Origin of the sequence: Drancourtella sp. An57 (genome assembly GCF_002161525.1) — a bacterium.
Taxonomy (GTDB): Bacteria; Bacillota; Clostridia; order Lachnospirales; family Lachnospiraceae; genus Sellimonas; species Sellimonas catena.
The window spans coordinates 125,470-144,012 of the sequence record NZ_NFHY01000002.1; the positions used below are offsets into that span (position 1 = coordinate 125,470).

The window sequence follows — 18,543 nt, forward strand, 5'->3', positions numbered from 1 at the left end:
TGTTCTCCTTTTTCTCTTTTACTCCAATGCTCCATTTACGGAACGATGTATTTCAATACCGGAATCTTTTTCAAAATCAATACCAGTACCACACAGATTCCATAGATCACAAACGGCATAACAAGCCGCCACCACCCGGACTCCATACTGAGGCCCGTCGCATCCTGGAGGATACGGAAAACGATCATATGCATCAGATAGACACCAAATCCGGTTCCGGCAAGAGTAGTGACAATCCGGAGGATCTTCGGAGTATTTTCCAGCTTGTCCCATGGTCCGTATTTCGCCGCTACAAAGACTCCGACAGCCAGAAAGACCGCCGGAAATTTCATGTATCCCCAGAAAGTCTGATCCAGTCCGGCGCTTTCTGATGATCCAAGAATCGTACTTCCAAACCGGATTCCTGCCCCTGCAAGGCCAAGGATATAGAAAAGAATTCTTGTCTTTCGTGTCATGTCAGTCGTTGCAAGCAGATACCCTAGAATGACATACAGAATATATCCGCCTGCCACAGGGATCTGTATTGATCCGTTCATCGGGATCTGAAACACAATACAGCAGACCGGGTAAACAGAATAAACCAAAAACGCCAGCCCCGCCATATAAAGCAGAATATGCTTGTAATCTTTCAAAAGCGACAGTACCGGCATGGAAAGGTAAACCATAAACAGCGGAATGAAAAACCAGTACACATTCTCGGCTGTTGTATTGGTAAACAGGCTGACGATACTGGACAAACCCGGCTCGAATTCCATCTGTTGAAACTGGATTTTGTATGCCAGACTGATCAGCGTCCATGCGGCAAATGGAATCCCTGTCTTCAAAAACCTCTTTTTGAAGAAGACTCTGGTCAGATATTTATCCCGGTAGTCCAAAAGCGTCGCTCCGGATATCATAAAATAGACCGGAACCGCCCAGTATGCAATCGTTTCGATCACCATGCTCTGTCTCCATGCGGCTGTATCGGAATACTGGTGCGCAATCCCGTTGCAATGCATAAAAATCACGCACAGACATGCAAGTATATTTAAAATATCAATATACAATAATCGTTTTTTCTGTTGTGTTTTCCCCATTCCTTTTTCCTCCGTCCGGAATCAGACTCTGTACACGTAAAGCTCATGCAGTGCTCTCGTAGCGCAGATGTACTCTGCCTGTCTGGTCAGGCCCGTCTGCTCCTTACAAGCCGCAGTAAATACCTGATCAAATTCCAGACCTTTGGCCATGTAAAACGTTGTAACCGTCAGACCGCGTCCGAATCTGGAGCTGTCCCGGTCAATATAATGAACCTGATCTGTCTTTTCCCGGATGTTCTCATAAATCTCTTTTGCTTCCTGTTCTGTCATGGTAAGCACCGCCGCTGTCTCATAGCCGTCCGGTCCGGTTTTTACCTGTTTCAGAATCTGAGAGGTACGTTCTTCCCCGGATGAGAACTCTGCTTCTTCCACCGCCTTTCCATGCCGTTCCAGAAGCTCTGTCTCTTTGATGCCGCCGAGTGTTTCTGCATATCTGGCAATCTCCACGGTATTGCGGTAGCTTTTGTTCATCTCGATCTTTCTGAGGTGTTTTCCCAGGATCTGCGGAAGAAATTGTGTCACATCATTTTGCTCTTCCTCCATCGTCTGCGCCCGGTCTCCAAGAATCGTCATCGGACAGGAAAATAGAAGGGAGAGAATCGTATACTGCAGGTAGGAATAGTCCTGCATTTCATCCACTACCAGATGCCGGATCTGGTCCTGTCTTCCGGCCCCTTCAAGTCGGTATTTTAAATACAGCATCGGATAGACATCCTCATAAGAAAGATATCTTCTGTCATACGGGACATCCGGAAGCAGAGGAAGTCCCTGTTCTTCCAGAAACCAGTTATAGATCTTATAGACATCCACTGTCGTATACATGGCATTAAACTTCGTCCGCAGCTTCTCCACCTCTTCTTCCGACAGTTCCGTACTGTATCTGGTTTCGTATTCATCTACAAAATATTCCATGATTGCTCCCATCCTCGCAAGGACAGGAACTTCCTGGAATTTGAAATAGAAGAGGCGGATCATCTCTTCCTCTGTCTTTTCCAGGCCACGGAAATGAACACCCTTCAGATTGACAAGCCATTCTTCGAGCTGTGCCAGAAATCCTTCCATCGCTCCAATACAGTCTCTGGACTGCTTCCACTGGCAGCGTTTCCAGTCTGCTTCGTCCATTCCTGCAAGCCGGTGCTCGATCTGATGATACCGGTCTTCACAGTCCGGAACAATCTTTTTCAGCTCCCGGTACGCAAACAGATCCAGACTCATTTCCCGGATATTCTCTTCTCCGAGTTCCGGAAGGATATGGGAAATGTAATCGGAAAATACACTGTTCGGTGAAAGCACCAGTATACTTGACGATTTCAGGTGCTTCCGGTCATGGTATAAAAGATAGGCGATCCGGTGGAGAGCCACCGACGTTTTCCCGCTGCCGGCTGCTCCCTGAATCACAAGGATCTTGTCGTTGGTATTCCGGATAATCGCATTCTGCTCTTTCTGAATCGTCCGGACAATATTTTTCAGCTGTACATCGCTGTTTGTTCCAAGCTCCTGCTTTAGAATCTCATCATCGATTTTGACATCGCTTTCAAATCCATAGACCAGTTTTCCTCTTCGGATCTTATACTGCCACTTGGATGTGATTTCTCCCTCCAGCTTTCCTGCCGGTGCTTCGTAAAAGGCCGGTCCTTTATCATAATCATAAAACAGGCCGCTTACCGGAGCTCTCCAGTCATAAATCAACGGAACTTTTCCTGCTTCTTCTGCAAAATTCCCGATTCCGATGTAAAATACTTCCGGCTCGTCGTCTCCGTCATAGCAGAAATCCACTCTGCCGAAAAAAGGAGAATCCAACATTTTTTCGTATCTCGCCTTCAGACGCAGAGAATCCTGATTCGCATTGACACGCTGAAGAAGAGCCTGCTGATTATCATAATCTTCGTAGCCATACTGGTCCATCTCTGTATAATTTTCCCAGTAATATTCATGCATACTCTCGATGTCTTTCTGCCCGGCTGTAATCTCCTCGTTCATCTGTGCAATTTTCTTTGTCAGTTTTTCTTTGATTTCATCTAAAAAGTTCATGCCTTCCAATGTTGTTTCCTTCTTTGCTGTCACGTTTCCTACCTCATTTTCTAATTTCAGTCTCTAGTCTGCCTTCCCTTTTATTTTTTCTTTTAAACCATCATAAAACTGTTCTGAAAGCGGAACCGGCACTCCAAGCTCTTTTGCCGTCTTAATCAGGTATCCTCCGAATGTCTCAAATTCGGATGGGCGTCCCGCTTCCACATCCCGCTTCAGGGAACTGGTAGATCCTTCATTCAACCCCAGAAATCTCGTATATTCTTCATCAATATAATGTTCCCTGATGTGAACTCCGGCTGCTTCTGCCACAGCCAGTGCCTCCTCAAGTAATGTATGAAATTCTCTTCTTCTGTCTTCGTGGTCACGGATATTCTCCACAGTTTCCAGATAATACGCCGTAATGACGTTGTAAGCACAATTAAAAATAAACTTCTCCCACACCGCCTGTCTGACATCCTCGTATACTTCGCAGTCGATTCCCGCCGTCCGGAGAACTCTGAAAGCCTCCTGCGCTGCTTCCTTCTCCTTCGGATCAGATGCTCCGAGGATAATTTTTGTATATTGTCCAAGCTGTGTGATGGAATAATCTTTATTTGCGGCGGCAGTCGTGTAGATTACGGAATCTACGACCAGTCCTTTTCCCAGATACTCCCGCACCCTCTGTGCGGTGTCCGCGCCGTTCATCACAGGCACAATGATCGTATGTTCATCCACACAGGAAGCAAGAGTGCTACATACTTCCTCCAGCGCATAGGTCTTGACACAGAGAAAAATCAGATCCTGTACCGCTCCTGCTTCTGACGCGCTCTCCAGGACGGCTGCGGCTCTGGTTACCATTTCCCCGTTATAATCACTGTGAAGCACTACTCCATGCTCTCTGAGAGCCTCTCCACGTTTTCCTCTTGCAATCAGTGTCAGGTTACTATATTTCTGTCCGGTCATCCCGGCGAGGTATCCGCCTACGCCTCCAATGCCGACGATCATCATCTTTTTTTCTTCCATCATTCAAGCCACCTCTTGTATTATATGTATCTTATTATTATACCCTATTTTCTTTCTCTTTCCAAGAAAAAAGGCCGAAACTTCCGGTCCTTTGCAGAGTAACAAGAAAGACACGGAAGTTTGCAGCTGTCCTCAAAGCTTCCGTGTCTCCTTTTACATCTCATTCTGTTTTTCCTGCTACAGTGCCTCCAGATAAATCCGGCGTACCTCTTCCTCGGTAAATACTTTCGGATGATTCTGAATGCCGGCTGCGGAAACTTTAAATGCATTTTTAGTCATCCATTCCACGTCTTCCGCAAGCACTCCTTCTCTGGAAAGGGTCGTGCGAAGATCGAGGCAATCCAGAAGATGTTCAATCACACTCACACAGTCATTCTCGTTTGTTCCTCCCAGGCATTTGGAAATCACTGCAAATTTCTCCGGCGCCGCATCGATTGTCCTGCGGTAAATGACAGGAGTCAGAGCAGCCAGGCCTCTTCCATGAGTGATATTGCGCATACCGCTTGCCGGATGTTCCAGACCATGCGGTGCTGTTACTCCTGCCTGATGAATCACCATGCCTCCATAGGTACTTGCAAGAGAAACCGCGCTCCATGCATCCATATTCATTTTGGACGGTTCTGTCATCCCCTGCTTTTTCTCCTCGTAAATTGTCAGCAGGTTATTCCCGATCAGTCGGATACCTTCCAGTGCCGTAATTTCCGTGATCGGGTCACAGATCTTGCTCAGATAAGCTTCCATACAATGGCAGAGTGCATCAAAGCCAACGGATGCCAGAACAGAAGCCGGCATTGTCGTCATCAGTTCCGGATCAATGATGGATGCCTTTGCAATAACCGCGTTATCCCGAAGAGACTTCTTGTCTTTTGTCTCATCCTCTGTCAGAACCGCAAAGCAGTTTCCTTCGCTTCCGGTTCCGCATGTCGTCGGAACAAGAATCAGCGGAAGGGCTTTCTCTCCTTTTTTTATCCCGTAAATATAGTCAAAAATATTTCCTTCATTGCAGGCGGCAAATGCCACTGCCTTACTGCAGTCCATAATGCTTCCGCCTCCCAGGCCGACAATCACATCACAACCTTCTTCTTTCGCAACAGCTGCACCCTTCATGGCTGTAGAGGCAAGGGGATTTGGCTCCGCCTTGTCAAAGATCACGACTTCCAGGCCCTCTTTTTCCAGAAGCGCCTTTGCCCGGTCCAGAAGCCCGGTTCGCTTTGTACTGTTCTGTCCTGTAACAATCATTGCCTTGCGCCCGTATTTTGCAGTCTCCTTTCCCAGCTCTTCTGTCTTTCCGGCACCAAAAATCAGATTGACCGGAAGATAATGGTTAAATTGTGTCAGCATCTCGTTTCCTCCTGTTTTCCACGCAGAAGATAAAATGGGACCGCAGATTCATATCTACAGCCCCATTGCTATCTTCGCTTCTCTATTTCTGTCGGTTTTATTTGTCTTTTAAGTATTCGTGGATACCTTTTGCTCCGGCTTTTCCTGCACCCATGGCAAGGATAACCGTTGCCGCACCTGTTACAGCATCTCCACCGGCATAAACACCTTCTTTAGATGTCTTACCGAACTCTTCGTCTGCAACGATGCACTGCCACTTGTTGACTTCCAGGCCTTCTGTTGTAGAAGAAATCAGCGGGTTCGGGGAAGTTCCAAGAGACATGATGACAGTATCAACATCCATCTCAAACTCAGATCCTTCAATGACAACCGGGCGTCTTCTTCCGGATGCGTCCGGCTCACCGAGTTCCATTCTTACACACTTCATACCTTTTACCCATCCGTCTTCTGTCACGATTTCAGTCGGGTTTGTCAGAAGGTCAAAGATGACTCCTTCTTCTTTTGCATGATGAACTTCTTCCACACGGGCTGGAAGCTCTTCTTCACTTCTTCTGTACACAATGTGTACTTCTGCTCCAAGACGAAGTGCTGTTCTCGCTGCATCCATTGCAACGTTTCCACCACCGATTACGGCTACTTTCTTTCCTGCAACAATCGGAGTATCGTAGCTGTCATCGAAAGCTTTCATCAGGTTGCTTCTTGTCAGGTACTCATTTGCGGAGAAGACACCGTTTGCTGTCTCACCCGGAATACCCATAAATTTCGGAAGTCCTGCACCGGACCCGATAAATACGGCCTCAAATCCTTCTTCTTCGATCAGCATATCAATCGTTGTGGATTTACCGATTACAACGTTTGTTTCAAATTTAACACCGAGTTCTTTTACTTTCTCGATCTCTTTTGCAACAACTTTCTGTTTTGGAAGACGGAATTCCGGAATACCGTATACAAGTACACCGCCCAGTTCATGGAGTGCTTCGAATACAGTCACATCGTATCCCATCTTAGCAAGGTCGCCTGCGCATGTCAGGCCGGCCGGGCCGGAACCGATTACGGCAACTTTGTGTCCGTTTTTCACTTCTGCTCCAACCGGTTTGATGTCATGTTCCAGAGCGTAGTCCGCAACAAATCTCTCCAGTTTACCGATGGAAACCGGCTCGCCTTTAATACCGCGGATACATTTTCCTTCGCACTGTGTCTCCTGAGGACATACACGTCCGCAGATAGCCGGAAGTGCCGATGAAAGACCGATTGTCTTATATGCGCCCTCAAAATCGCCTTCTTTTACTTCTTTGATGAATGCCGGGATATTGATTGCTACCGGGCATCCCTGAATACATTTCGCATTTTTGCAGTTGATGCAGCGGGAAGCTTCTTCCATGGCTTCTTCTGCATTATATCCTAAACATACTTCTTCAAAGTTTGTAGCTCTCACCTTTGGATCCTGTTCACGGACCGGTACTTTCTTTAATACGTCTCCCATTTTAATTGTCACCTCCACAATTTCCACATCCGCCGTGATGTGTATTGCCTTCCTGCAGTCTCAGCATTGCTCTTCCTTCTTCTGTTCTGTACATCTGCTGTCTCTTCATCGCTTCGTCAAAGTCTACAAGATGACCATCAAATTCCGGACCGTCTACGCATGCGAACTTCACTTCGTCGCCTACGTGCAGACGGCATGCACCGCACATTCCAGTACCGTCAACCATGATCGGGTTCATGCTGACGATCGTCGGAATTCCCAGATCCTTTGTCATGAGGCATGTGAATTTCATCATGATCATCGGTCCGATTGCAACACAGACATCATAATGCTTTCCTTCCTCTTTTACAAGCTTCTCCACCATGGAAGTAACCATGCCGGCATGTCCGTAGCTTCCATCGTCTGTGCAGACATAAACGTTACCTGCTACTGCCTTCATCTCTTCTTCCATGATTACAAGATCTTTTGTCTTTGCACCGATGATGACATCTGCGTCAACGCCGTGCTCATGCAGCCATTTTACCTGCGGGTATACAGGCGCAGTTCCAAGACCGCCTGCCACGAACAGGATTTTTTTATTCTTTAATGTTTCCGGATCTTCGGAAATGAACTCGGACGGACGTCCAAGCGGTCCTGTGAAATCACGGAAATATTCTCCTTCTTTATACTCTGCCATTTTCTTAGTGGATGCTCCAACCACCTGTACTACAATTGTGATCGTTCCCTTTTCTCTATCGTAGTCACAAATTGTAAGCGGGATTCTCTCACCTTTTTCATCCATTTTTACAATGACAAACTGCCCCGGCTCGCAATGGCGCGCAACACGAGGAGCTTCCACATCCATGAGAAAAATATTTTCTGCAAGGTCTTTTGCTTTTAAAATTTTGTACATCTCCCATGCCTCCTAATTGTTATACTTTAATTATCATAAGATATTGTTCATAAAATATCAAGTAAATTCTTACAGGGAAACTGTTTTTTTCGATAAGGAATTCACAATTTCGCCAAAAGGAAACCGCCGCTTCCGAAAAGCGGCGGTCATACGGTATTTAGAAGTCTACCTCTGTTCCGTAATATGTACATGTGAGAAGTTTTTCCATCTCTGCAGGTGTGATGCTTCTCGGGTTGGATCCTGTACATGCATCGCCGACTGCAAGTTCTGCGATACTGGAAAGTTTTTCTTTAAATTCTTCTTCGTTGATTCCGAATTCTTTTAATGTTTTCGGGATTCCGAGTTCTACATTGAATGCATCAATCTTTGCAACGAGGCTGTTGATTAATGCTTTTTCAGATGTTCCCGGAAGTCCCATCCTGCGTGCGATCTCTGCGTAACGTTTTGCTGCTACAGGATCTTTTGCATTGTATTTGATAACATATGGAAGATAAATTGCATTCGCGCATCCGTGCGGAATATGTCCTGTGGAGAATGCAGCTCCTGTCTTATGAGCCATAGAGTGTACAATACCAAGCAGTGCATTGGAGAATGCCATTCCGGCCAGGCACTGTGCGTAGTGCATCTGCTCTCTTGCGTCCATATCACAATGGTAGGATGCCGGCAGATAATCCAGTACCATCTCGATTGCCTGCAGTGCAAGCGGATCTGTAAATGGTCCATTCAGTGTGGAAACATAAGCCTCAATCGCATGAGTAAGAGCGTCCATTCCTGTGTAGGCAACCTGTTTTACCGGAAGTCCTGCAACAAGATCCGGGTCTACAATGGCGATATCCGGTGTGATGTTGAAGTCAGCAAGCGGATATTTTACTCCTGTCTGATAGTTTGTGATAACGGAGAATGCAGTCACCTCTGTAGCTGTACCGGATGTAGACGGAATTGCTGCAAATTTCGCTTTCTGTCTTAATTCCGGGAAGTTAAACGGTGTGCACAGATCTTCGAATGTTGTATCCGGATATTCATAGAATGCCCACATTGCTTTTGCAGCATCGATCGGTGATCCGCCGCCCATAGCAACGATCCAGTCAGGCTCGAATGCTCTCATAGCTTCTGCACCTTTCATAACTGTTTCAACAGACGGGTCCGGCTCAACTCCTTCAAAGAGCTGTACTTCCATGCCTGCCTCTTTCAGATAATTCACTGCTCTGTCGAGGAATCCCTGACGTTTCATGGAGCCTCCTCCGACTACCAGAATGGCTTTCTTTCCTTTCAGGTTTTTCAGCTCTTCCAAACAGCCCTTACCATGGTAAATATCTCTTGGTAAACAAAATCTGCTCATTGCTTGTCTCTCCTTTTCTTCCATTGATAATTTTTTAACTATCGTTAGTATACTCCTACTTTTAAAATTTTTCAAGTTCTTTCACTTATTTTTAACAATTTTTATGTCCGGATTTTTAATTGATTGAATATTTCTCTGATTTGGAACAATTATCTTATCCAAGGAGTGCCCTGAAAAAAGAAAAGAGAGGAAGAACCCCTCTGAATTCTTCCTCTCTTTCTCCTGTTTTCCCGGCAGATCATTTTCTGTTTTCAGGTCATATTCATAAAATCTACGGCCATCAGGAACTGAATCTGTATTTTCTCGTTGTAACTTCACTTTTCTTTCCGTTTCCATCAATCAGTACAACATTCAGTTCCGTATCTTCGTAAACCGCGAATGCACCGGTATACTGAATAGACTGATCCGACGGTTCGGTTCCGTCCAGTGTATAGTATGCAGTGTAACCGTCCGGCACCTGTATTTCAACGCTGACCGCCTCGGAATACTGTCCCGTTGTCGGTGATACTGCAGGCGCGTCCGCTACCGGAAACTGGATCGTATATGTTTTTTGTACCTCAACACTTGCAATTCCTTTTTTATTGACAAAAATGGCCCGGACTGTCGTCTCTCCTTCCTGATTCAGCTGGATCGGTTCTTTGTATTCTGTACTGTCTGTTGTCGCCTCGCTGCCGTCAAGAGTATAATAGATAGTCCCTTCATCTTCACTGCTCAGTGTCAACTCCTGCACATTATCGTAGACCTTGTCGTCGTCCAGGCTGAATTCCGGAATTTTGGCCACATAATCCTTGAGTTCTGTGAGGATCTGCTCATTGGTACAGGTGCTCATGATATAGGCGATTTTTTCCGTCTGCTCTGTGTCTTCATAAAACTCTACCGCAGCACGGTATACGCCTGTGCTGTCCGGATAGGTATTCACCGCTTCCTGCAGAAGAGTATCTGCCTTATCATCCTGATCCCGGCCGTGATAAAGCTTTGCAAGACTCACGTAGGCATCCTCTTTTTCGCCGTTTTTTTCAATTGCCCTCAGATAGAGGTCTTCCGCTTTTGTAGTATTGCCGCCTGCTTCGGCTCTTTTCCCCTGATTTACCACACCGGTATATGTATTCCGATAGATCAAAACTCCGATTCCGATGATCGCTGCAAGAAACAGGATCATTCCCAGAATCAGAATCCGTCTCAGCCTTCTCTTGCGGCGCATCCGCTCCGCTTTTGCTCTTCTCCTCCGCCTTCTGATCTCTTCCTCTGACAGTCTGTCTCCTGGATTTGTCATTCTTTGCATGGTACCCTTATTCTCTCCTCTTTTTCCGTGCCGCCTCCACACAGTTATTCATCAACATTGCAATTGTCATCGGTCCTACTCCCCCGGGTACCGGTGTGATTGCTTCTGCCTTTTCTTTCACATGTTCAAAATCCACATCTCCGCACAGCTTTCCGTTTTCATCCCGGTTCATCCCGACATCAATGACAACGGCTCCCTCTTTGACATCGTCCGCCTGAATCAGCTTCGGATTTCCGACTGCAACTACAAGAATATCAGCCCGCCTGGTAATCTCACTGAGGTTTTTTGTTCTTGAGTGTGCGATTGTTACCGTTCCATTCTGCTCAAGCAGGAGAAGCGCCATCGGTTTCCCGACGTGGTTGCTCCGTCCAACTACTACACACTCTTTTCCCTCGATTGTATAGCCGGACCGTTTAATTAACTCGAGCACTCCGGCAGGAGTACAGGACCGGAATCCTTCCGATCCAATACAAAGCGCGCCAATGCTTTCCGGAAGGAATCCGTCCACATCTTTTTTCGGAGAAATCATTCCGGTAATTTTTTCTTCGTCAATCTGCTCCGGAAGAGGCAGCTGAACAAGGATGCCGTCCACGGTTTCATCTTCATTAAGCTCTCTTACCAATTTTTCCAGCTCCTGTTCGGTAGTCTCCTTTGGGAGTTCATAAGAACGAGATTCAATTCCGATATATTCACATGCTCTCTTTTTGTTTCTTACGTAGATGGCAGATGCGCTGTCGTCTCCCACCAGTATGACAGCCAGGCACGGGGTGATCCCCTGTGCCTTCAATTCTGCCACTTCCTGTTTCAGTTCCTCTTTGATTTCCGAGGAAATTGCTTTTCCGTCTATCAATACTGCCATTTTTCGTCTCCTTTTTTAGAACAATCCCGTAATCTTTCCGTCGTCTGTCACATCAATATTATTTGCCGCAGGCACTTTCGGAAGTCCCGGCATCGTCATTACTGCTCCTGTAAGCACGACTACAAATCCCGCTCCCGCGCTTACGTAAACTTCTCTTACATGAATGCGGAATCCTTCCGGACGGCCAAGAAGTGTCTGATCATCGGAAAGGGAATACTGGGTCTTTGCCATGCAGACCGGAACATTGGCGAATCCGAGCTCTTCGATCTTGGCCAGCTGTTTCAATGCGGCCTTATCGTAATCAACGCCGTCTGCCCCGTAAATTTCCTTTGCTACTGTCTCAATCTTATCTTTCAGCGGCATCTCATCCGGATAAAGCGGGTGAAAATGACTTTCTTTTGTCTCCAGTGTCTTCAAAACTTTATTTGCAAGCTCAACACCGCCTTCTCCGCCTTTTGCCCATACATCCGCTATTGCAAATTCACAGTCTCTCTCTTCGCAGAATGTTTTGACAAATTCTTTTTCCGCGTCTGTATCTGCTGAAAAAGCATTCAGTGTAACGACAACCGGCACACCGAACTTCTGCAGATTTTCAATGTGTTTTTCCAGGTTGACAATTCCCTTTTTCAGGGCATCCAGATTTTCCTCATTTAATTCATTTTTCGGTACGCCGCCGTTATATTTCAGTGCACGGATCGTTGCAACCAGAACAACTGCATCCGGTTTCAGTCCGCTCATCCGGCATTTGATGTCCATAAATTTTTCAGCACCCAGATCCGCACCGAATCCGGCCTCGGTGATGGTGATATCGCTCATCTTCAACGCCATTTTTGTTGCCTGTACACTGTTGCATCCATGCGCAATATTTGCAAATGGTCCGCCGTGTACAAGAGCCGGTGTATGCTCCAGAGTCTGGATCATATTCGGCTTGATCGCATCCTTCAAAAGCGCTGCCATGGCACCTGTCGCCTGCAGATCATCTGCTGTCACCGGTTTTCCGTCAAAGGTATAGGCAACGATAATCTTTCCAAGACGTCTTTTGAGGTCTGCAAGGTTGTCAGCAAGACAGAGAATCGCCATAATCTCGGATGCCACAGTGATAACGAAATGATCTTCCCTTACCATACCGTCCATCTTGTTTCCAAGGCCCACAACGATATTTCTGAGAACACGGTCATTCATATCCTCGCAGCGTTTCCATACGACCTGTCTTGGATCAATTCCCAGCTGGTTTCCCTGCTGAATATGATTGTCAAGCAGAGCCGCCAGCAGGTTGTTTGCAGATGTGATTGCGTGAAAATCACCGGTAAAATGAAGATTCAGATCTTCCATTGGAACAACCTGGGCATATCCGCCGCCAGCTGCTCCTCCTTTGATTCCGAAACATGGACCCAGGGATGGTTCACGAAGGGCAATCAATGCTTTCTTTCCGATTTTTGCCATGGCTTCTCCGAGTCCTACCGTCACGGTGGTCTTACCTTCTCCGGCCGGTGTCGGATTGATCGCCGTTACAAGGACAAGTTTTCCATTTGGACGGTCTTTCACCTTATCCCACAGTTCTGCGGATAATTTTGCTTTGTATTTACCGTAGAACTCCAGATCCTCTTCTTCAATCCCGATTGAAGCGGCCACATTTTTGATTGGCTCCATTGTTGCTTCCTGTGCAATCTGAATGTCTGTTTTCATTTTCCTTCCTCCATTTCTTCCCCTAAACATGTTCCTCTATGTACTGGTCAAACTGTTCCTTTGACATCAGAACCTTTCTCGGTTTGGTGCCTTCTTCTTCCCCGACGACACCTGCTTCATAAAGCTGGTCCATGATCCTTGCCGCCCGGTTGAATCCGATTTTGAATACCCTCTGCAGCATGCCGATCGACGCTTTATCCTTTTCAATAATAAAGTATCCGGCGTCTTTAAAATAGACATCTCTTTCCTCGCCGGATCCTCCCGGTCCGGAAGCAGAAGTGCCACTTGCCGCATTGGTCATGTGCGTCTGGACCGCTTCATCATAAGAAGCATTTCCATTATTTTTTACGAGATAATCTACAACCGCCTGAACTTCCTTGTCGGATACAAATGCTCCCTGCACCCGGACCGGCTTCTGATAGCCTGCCGGGTAGAACAGCATATCTCCCTTTCCAAGGAGCTTTTCCGCGCCGTTCATATCGATGATCGTCCTGGAGTCGACACCGGATGACACGGAAAAGGCAATTCTGGACGGCATGTTTGCCTTAATCAGCCCTGTAATGACGTTTACAGACGGCCTCTGAGTTGCAAGCACCAGATGAATTCCTGCCGCTCTCGCAAGCTGCGCAAGACGGCAGATCGACTCTTCCACATCACCGGGTGCAACCATCATCAGATCCGCAAGCTCGTCTACGATAATAACGATCTGTGGCATCTTTTCCGGTTTTTCCTCATTTGTTTCAATATGCCGGACACTCTCTACCTTTGCGTTGAATCCTTCCATATCCCGCACTTTATACTGTTCAAAGAGCTGATAACGCTTCATCATCTCCGCCACGGCCCAGTTCAGTGCTCCGGCCGCCTTTTTCGGATCTGTCACAACCGGAATCAGAAGATGCGGAATCCCATTATAAACACTGAGCTCCACAACCTTCGGGTCGATCATGATTAACTTGACTTCCTGCGGAGAAGCCTTGAACAAAATACTCATAATCAGTGTGTTGATGCAGACGGACTTTCCGGATCCGGTCGCGCCCGCCACGAGAAGATGCGGCATTTTTGCGATATCCGACACCACCGTCCGTCCGCTGATATCTTTTCCGACCGCAAAACTGATTTTAGACTTTGCGGTCCGGAATTCCTCGGTTTCAAGAAGATCCCTGAGCTGTACTGTTGAATTTCCTTTATTTGGCACTTCGATACCGACCGCTGCTTTCCCCGGTATCGGCGCTTCAATCCGGATGTCCGCCGCCGCCAGATTCAGTTTCAGGTCGTCTGCAAGTCCTACAATCTTGCTGACCTTGACGCCCATTTCCGGCTGTACCTCATAACGGGTCACTGACGGTCCGCAGCTGACGTTCGTCACCGTCACATTGACGCCAAATGTCTTTAATGTCTGCTGAAGCTTTGCCGCGGTCTCACGAAGATGGGCATCCGAATCTCCGGCTCCCTTTGTGCCGTGCTTTAACAGACTCATCGGCGGAGCATGGTAGACCGGAGCCGGTTTTGCAATCGACTTCTCAATCTCCGCTGTTACGTTCTTACGGGCCTCTGCCTCCAGTGCTTTCTCGGCAGCTCTGTTCTTCTGTTCCTCCGCCTGAAATACAGATGCATCCGGTGCCGCAGCCTGTGCAGAAGCAGTCCTGGATGATGCAGCCGGTTCTTTCATAAAGGTAATTCCCTCCTCCGGAAGTTCGGAAAGATCAGGAACTGCCTCATAAGCCTCCGCCGAAACGCCGTCTTCTGTCCCATACGTTTCTTCTCTTGTAATGGTAAGCTCCTCTTCCGGTGCCCTGACAGATTCTGCTTCTGCTTTTTTATTTTTCTCAGCTTTCGCTGCTCTTTTCTTTTCTTTTTTATCCTCTTTGATCACAAGTTCCTGGATCTCCGGATTGCGTCCTTCCAGTGTTGTGTCAAAAGAAACACCTTCCACTTTGTGTTCCTGGCGTTTTACCGCCTTTTCCTTTTTCTTCTCCTCACGCTGTGCCTTTCGGTGCTCCCTTCCGGATTTTGCCTTTGTCTGAATGTTCTGTCCGGCTCTCTGCATACTCTTCAGAAGAGAACGCTGTGTAATCAGAATCAGACAGATCAGCATCAGAATTACAATTACTACATAGGAACCTACAATTCCAAGCGCCGGTACCATCAGCCCCGCAATCACCTCGCCGATGCTTCCTCCTGCCCGGTTGACAAGTTCCAGAAATGAGCAGATCAATATGACAAGCACCACTGCTGCTCCCAGTTTCGTATATGCCTTTGTGTTCCCTCTGTTGGAAATAACAAATGCGATGCCCGCGAAGAAAAGGAACGGGAAAATATAGGAGAGCTGTCCAAAAATTCCTTCCATAAAATCCGCAATAACTCTGCCTACAGCCCCTCCAAGTCCAAAGTTACTGATCAGCAGAAGAATCGAAAGTGCCAGTGCCACCAGTATAACGATCTCTTCTCTGACAATCGCCTCTCTTTCCAGTTCGGCCTTTGTAGGACGGCCGGAACGGCTGGATTTTGCCCTTGTCCGGGTGGATTTTGCCCCTGTTCTCTTTGTTGTTGTTTTTTTCTTCTTTTTCTGTGGCGTCTTCTGGGCCATGAAAGATCCCCCTTGCTGCTTTCCCGCTTTTTGCGGGTTTTTCGCTTATGTTTCATTATAGCATTTTTAAAATATGATGTCATTATCTATTTTCAACGGCATTCCCGCTGTGTTTTTCTGTTTTCTTTTCATCCGAACGCTTCTCGATCAGTTCATAGATTTTTGCAAATGCTTCCCGTATTCCCCCGACTTCATCAATAATGCCCTCTCTGACGGCATCTTCTCCCTCGAGGAGTGTTCCTACATCTTTGACAAGCTGTGAAGAATCCAGCATCAGTTCCTCAAGCCTTTCCTGTGTGATTCTGGAATGTCCGGAAATAAATCTGGTGATCCTGTCCTGGGTTCGTTCCATATTGCGGTAACTCTGAATCACTCCGATAAACATACCGTTGGACCGGACAGGATGCACGATCATCGTTCCGCTCGGCACAATAAAGGAATAGTCTGCCGATACGGCAAGCGGTCCTCCGATCGAGTGACTTCCTCCAAGAACAAGGGATACGGTCGGTTTGCTCAAAGATGAAATCATCTCCGCAATGGCAAGTCCGGCCTCCACGTCCCCTCCCAGAGTATTGAGCAGGATCAGTACTCCTTCAATCTCGTCATTTGACTCAATCTCCGCAAGTTTCGGAAGAAGATGCTCATATTTGGTTGCTTTCGTATTTCCGGATACCGCTTCATGCCCTTCAATCTCACCGATAATAGTAAGCAGATAGACCTTGTAGTTTCCGTGTCTGCCTTCCAGTTCCAGGCTTCCGGTTTCTTTGATCTGTTCGGTTTCTTTTTCCTGTTTTTCCTGATTTTCCATAAAAAACACCTCCACATTTTCTGCTTAGTATGCGGAGGTGTTTTTTGAAATATGCATTAAACGAGCGCAAGTGCCTGTTCCAGATCCGCAATAATATCGTCAGCATTTTCAATGCCAACGCTGAAACGGATCAGATCCGGCTGTACTCCTGCTTCCAGTAGTTCCTGATCATTCATCTGCCGGTGTGTATGACTTGCCGGGTGAAGTACGCATGTTCTGGCATCTGCCACATGGGTAACGATGGCCGCAAGCTTCAGATTGTCCATCATTTTTACAGACGCATCTCTTCCGCCTTTTAAACCGAACGTAATCACACCGCAGGTACCGTTTGGCATGTATTTCGCTGCCAGATCATGGTATTTATCCCCTTCCAGCATCGCGCAGTTTACCCAGGCAACTTTATCATGTCCTTTCAGATAAGAAGCGACTTTCTTTGCATTCTCGCAGTGGCGCGGCATTCTCAGGTGCAGAGTCTCCAGACCGATATTTAAAAGGAATGCATTCTGAGGAGACTGAATCGATCCCAGGTCACGCATCAGCTGTGCTGTCGCCTTGGTGATGTATGCTCCTTTTCCGAATTTTTCCGTATAGACAATTCCATGGTATGTTTCGTCCGGCTGTGTCAGTCCCGGGAATTTATCCGCATGGGCACTCCAGTCGAAGTTTCCGCTGTCTACGATTGCCCCGCCGACTGTCATGGCATGTCCATCCATGTATTTTGTTGTAGAATGGGTGACAATGTCTGCTCCCCACTCAAACGGGCGGCAGTTGATCGGAGTCGCAAATGTATTATCCACAATCAGCGGAACACCGTGTGCATGTGCCGCCTTTGCAAATTTCTCAATGTCCAGTACTGTCAGTGCAGGATTGGCGATCGTCTCACCGACTACAGCTTTCGTATTTTCACGGAATGCTGCGTTTAACTCTTCTTCCGAACAGTCCGGATCCACAAAAGTAGCTTCCACACCCATTTTACGGATGGTGTGTGCATACAGATTATAGGTGCCTCCATAGAGAGCAGACGAACATACGATATGGTCTCCTTCCTCTGCAATGTTCATAACAGCATAAAAATTTGCTGCCTGTCCGGACGATGTCAGCATGGCGGCATAACCGCCTTCCAGTTCGCAGATCTTTTCCGCTACTGCATCATTTGTCGGATTCTGCAGTCTTGTGTAGAAATATCCGCTGTCTTCCAGGTCAAACAGACGTCCCATCTGTTCGCTTGTATCGTACTTAAATGTCGTACTCTGATAAATCGGAAGGATTCTCGGTTCTCCCTTTTTTGGTTTCCAGCCTGACTGGATACATTTTGTTTCGATATTAAACTGTTCACTCATACCCTTGCTCCTCCTGTATTTTCTTTACCGGATCAGGAAAACAAATATTCCCGTTCCAGTTCGTGTACCATCTTTGTATATACTTCTCTGCATTCTTCCATCTTACCGGTTTCGATCAGTCCGATGCACCGCTCCAGATATTCTTTCCAGATCTTTCGGTAAATCTCATCCGCATTTTTCTGCCGTTCGATTCTTTTTACAATCGTCGGTGCAATATTGTAATACTCGCGGATTGTCTCCCTGCCTCCCGGAGAAGATGCCAGATATCTATCCCGGTAGTCCCGAAGAGTTTTCAGCTCATAACACCCGTCCGGTTTATCCAGTGAACGGCAGACGGCTGTTGTCACATAACAAAGCCGGTTTCGGAATCCGCCGTTGATCTCTTCAAAAGTAGACTTTCCGATCTTCATGGTCACATTCTCAAGCTGATTCCAGTTCTTAATTGTCTGGTCTGCCACAGCTTCCAGTTCCGGTTCCCTGCTGTGTAACAGAAGCGGAATGAAAAAGGTTACAAGTGCAAGATTATAATCCATAACCTGATTCTCCCTTTTCCGTTTTCCTGCGATCTCTTCAAGCTTTTCATCCACATAATCCGGAACGCTTTTTCCGGCCCGGGCAATCAGCTCTTCCTGACTTTTTTCTTCCGTCCCCCGGATCTCGCTGAGGAGTTCTTCAAGATCTGTACTGCGTCTCCTGAAAAACTCACGGAAGGCCGGTTCATATGTATTCTTTCGAAAGCGCCCCGACAGTTCCATGGCCTCGTTGAACATGGAAATCATCCGTTTTTCTGGTCCTGCCTGCATAGGACCCCTCCCTT

At 47.0% G+C, this 18,543-nt stretch carries 15 protein-coding genes; all 15 read right to left on the reverse strand.

The window, feature by feature from the left end; translation table 11 throughout:
- Positions 1-35 precede the first annotated feature (35 nt).
- Positions 36-1,076: an acyltransferase gene (locus B5G11_RS02210; RefSeq protein WP_087252031.1), complete on the reverse strand. Its 1,041-nt coding sequence runs from the start codon at positions 1,074-1,076 to the stop codon at positions 36-38.
- Positions 1,077-1,097: 21 nt separating this feature from the next.
- The gene (locus B5G11_RS02215; protein WP_330680301.1) at positions 1,098-3,140 is read right to left on the reverse strand and encodes a UvrD-helicase domain-containing protein; all 2,043 of its coding nucleotides are present in this window, start codon (positions 3,138-3,140) and stop codon (positions 1,098-1,100) included.
- Positions 3,141-3,170: 30 nt separating this feature from the next.
- The gene (locus B5G11_RS02220; protein ID WP_087252032.1) at positions 3,171-4,112 is read right to left on the reverse strand and encodes a 2-dehydropantoate 2-reductase; all 942 of its coding nucleotides are present in this window, start codon (positions 4,110-4,112) and stop codon (positions 3,171-3,173) included.
- Between the two features lie 174 nt (positions 4,113-4,286).
- Positions 4,287-5,450 (reverse strand): iron-containing alcohol dehydrogenase, encoded by a 1,164-nt coding sequence (locus B5G11_RS02225; protein ID WP_087252033.1) that lies wholly within the window; start codon positions 5,448-5,450, stop codon positions 4,287-4,289.
- A gap of 97 nt (positions 5,451-5,547) precedes the next feature.
- On the reverse strand, positions 5,548-6,933 hold the full coding sequence (gltA, locus tag B5G11_RS02230; RefSeq protein WP_087252034.1) for an NADPH-dependent glutamate synthase: 1,386 nt from the start codon (positions 6,931-6,933) through the stop codon (positions 5,548-5,550).
- A 1-nt stretch (position 6,934) separates the two neighbouring features.
- A complete protein-coding gene (locus tag B5G11_RS02235; RefSeq protein ID WP_087168003.1) occupies positions 6,935-7,825 on the reverse strand; it encodes a sulfide/dihydroorotate dehydrogenase-like FAD/NAD-binding protein in 891 nt (296 codons plus the stop codon).
- Positions 7,826-7,982: 157 nt separating this feature from the next.
- Positions 7,983-9,164: an iron-containing alcohol dehydrogenase gene (locus B5G11_RS02240; protein ID WP_087168004.1), complete on the reverse strand. Its 1,182-nt coding sequence runs from the start codon at positions 9,162-9,164 to the stop codon at positions 7,983-7,985.
- 81 nt (positions 9,165-9,245) lie between these two features.
- Positions 9,246-9,482, reverse strand: a complete 237-nt coding sequence (locus tag B5G11_RS16170) for a hypothetical protein (protein ID WP_144289661.1) — start codon at positions 9,480-9,482, stop codon at positions 9,246-9,248.
- Entirely contained in the window at positions 9,445-10,437 is a 993-nt protein-coding gene (locus tag B5G11_RS02245; RefSeq protein WP_158099188.1) for a chitobiase/beta-hexosaminidase C-terminal domain-containing protein, read from the reverse strand. The genes B5G11_RS16170 and B5G11_RS02245 overlap by 38 nt, the downstream gene beginning before the upstream one ends.
- Positions 10,438-10,453: 16 nt before the next feature.
- A complete protein-coding gene (gene folD, locus B5G11_RS02250; RefSeq protein WP_087252035.1) occupies positions 10,454-11,305 on the reverse strand; it encodes a bifunctional methylenetetrahydrofolate dehydrogenase/methenyltetrahydrofolate cyclohydrolase FolD in 852 nt (283 codons plus the stop codon).
- A gap of 15 nt (positions 11,306-11,320) precedes the next feature.
- On the reverse strand, positions 11,321-12,991 hold the full coding sequence (locus B5G11_RS02255; RefSeq protein WP_087168007.1) for a formate--tetrahydrofolate ligase: 1,671 nt from the start codon (positions 12,989-12,991) through the stop codon (positions 11,321-11,323).
- A gap of 22 nt (positions 12,992-13,013) precedes the next feature.
- On the reverse strand, positions 13,014-15,578 hold the full coding sequence (locus B5G11_RS02260; RefSeq protein WP_087252036.1) for a DNA translocase FtsK: 2,565 nt from the start codon (positions 15,576-15,578) through the stop codon (positions 13,014-13,016).
- An 82-nt stretch (positions 15,579-15,660) separates the two neighbouring features.
- A complete protein-coding gene (locus tag B5G11_RS02265) occupies positions 15,661-16,386 on the reverse strand; it encodes an ATP-dependent Clp protease proteolytic subunit (RefSeq protein WP_087168009.1) in 726 nt (241 codons plus the stop codon).
- A gap of 56 nt (positions 16,387-16,442) precedes the next feature.
- Positions 16,443-17,726, reverse strand: a complete 1,284-nt coding sequence (locus B5G11_RS02270) for an O-acetylhomoserine aminocarboxypropyltransferase/cysteine synthase family protein (RefSeq protein WP_087252037.1) — start codon at positions 17,724-17,726, stop codon at positions 16,443-16,445.
- A 32-nt stretch (positions 17,727-17,758) separates the two neighbouring features.
- Positions 17,759-18,529: a CFI-box-CTERM domain-containing protein gene (locus B5G11_RS02275; protein WP_087168011.1), complete on the reverse strand. Its 771-nt coding sequence runs from the start codon at positions 18,527-18,529 to the stop codon at positions 17,759-17,761.
- Between the last annotated feature and the right edge of the window lie 14 nt (positions 18,530-18,543).

What these genes read in the sequence shown, in the direction of transcription:
- B5G11_RS02210 (WP_087252031.1), bottom strand. Translation starts at nt 1,076, where the DNA reads ATGGGGAAAACACAACAGAAAAAACGATTATTGTATATTGATATTTTA.
- B5G11_RS02220 (WP_087252032.1), bottom strand. Translation starts at nt 4,112, where the DNA reads ATGATGGAAGAAAAAAAGATGATGATCGTCGGCATTGGAGGCGTAGGC.
- B5G11_RS02225 (WP_087252033.1), bottom strand. Translation starts at nt 5,450, where the DNA reads ATGCTGACACAATTTAACCATTATCTTCCGGTCAATCTGATTTTTGGT.
- gltA (WP_087252034.1), bottom strand. Translation starts at nt 6,933, where the DNA reads ATGGGAGACGTATTAAAGAAAGTACCGGTCCGTGAACAGGATCCAAAG.
- B5G11_RS02235 (WP_087168003.1), bottom strand. Translation starts at nt 7,825, where the DNA reads ATGTACAAAATTTTAAAAGCAAAAGACCTTGCAGAAAATATTTTTCTC.
- B5G11_RS02240 (WP_087168004.1), bottom strand. Translation starts at nt 9,164, where the DNA reads ATGAGCAGATTTTGTTTACCAAGAGATATTTACCATGGTAAGGGCTGT.
- B5G11_RS02245 (WP_158099188.1), bottom strand. Translation starts at nt 10,437, where the DNA reads ATGACAAATCCAGGAGACAGACTGTCAGAGGAAGAGATCAGAAGGCGG.
- folD (WP_087252035.1), bottom strand. Translation starts at nt 11,305, where the DNA reads ATGGCAGTATTGATAGACGGAAAAGCAATTTCCTCGGAAATCAAAGAG.
- B5G11_RS02255 (WP_087168007.1), bottom strand. Translation starts at nt 12,991, where the DNA reads ATGAAAACAGACATTCAGATTGCACAGGAAGCAACAATGGAGCCAATC.
- B5G11_RS02260 (WP_087252036.1), bottom strand. Translation starts at nt 15,578, where the DNA reads ATGGCCCAGAAGACGCCACAGAAAAAGAAGAAAAAAACAACAACAAAG.
- B5G11_RS02265 (WP_087168009.1), bottom strand. Translation starts at nt 16,386, where the DNA reads ATGGAAAATCAGGAAAAACAGGAAAAAGAAACCGAACAGATCAAAGAA.
- B5G11_RS02270 (WP_087252037.1), bottom strand. Translation starts at nt 17,726, where the DNA reads ATGAGTGAACAGTTTAATATCGAAACAAAATGTATCCAGTCAGGCTGG.
- B5G11_RS02275 (WP_087168011.1), bottom strand. Translation starts at nt 18,529, where the DNA reads ATGCAGGCAGGACCAGAAAAACGGATGATTTCCATGTTCAACGAGGCC.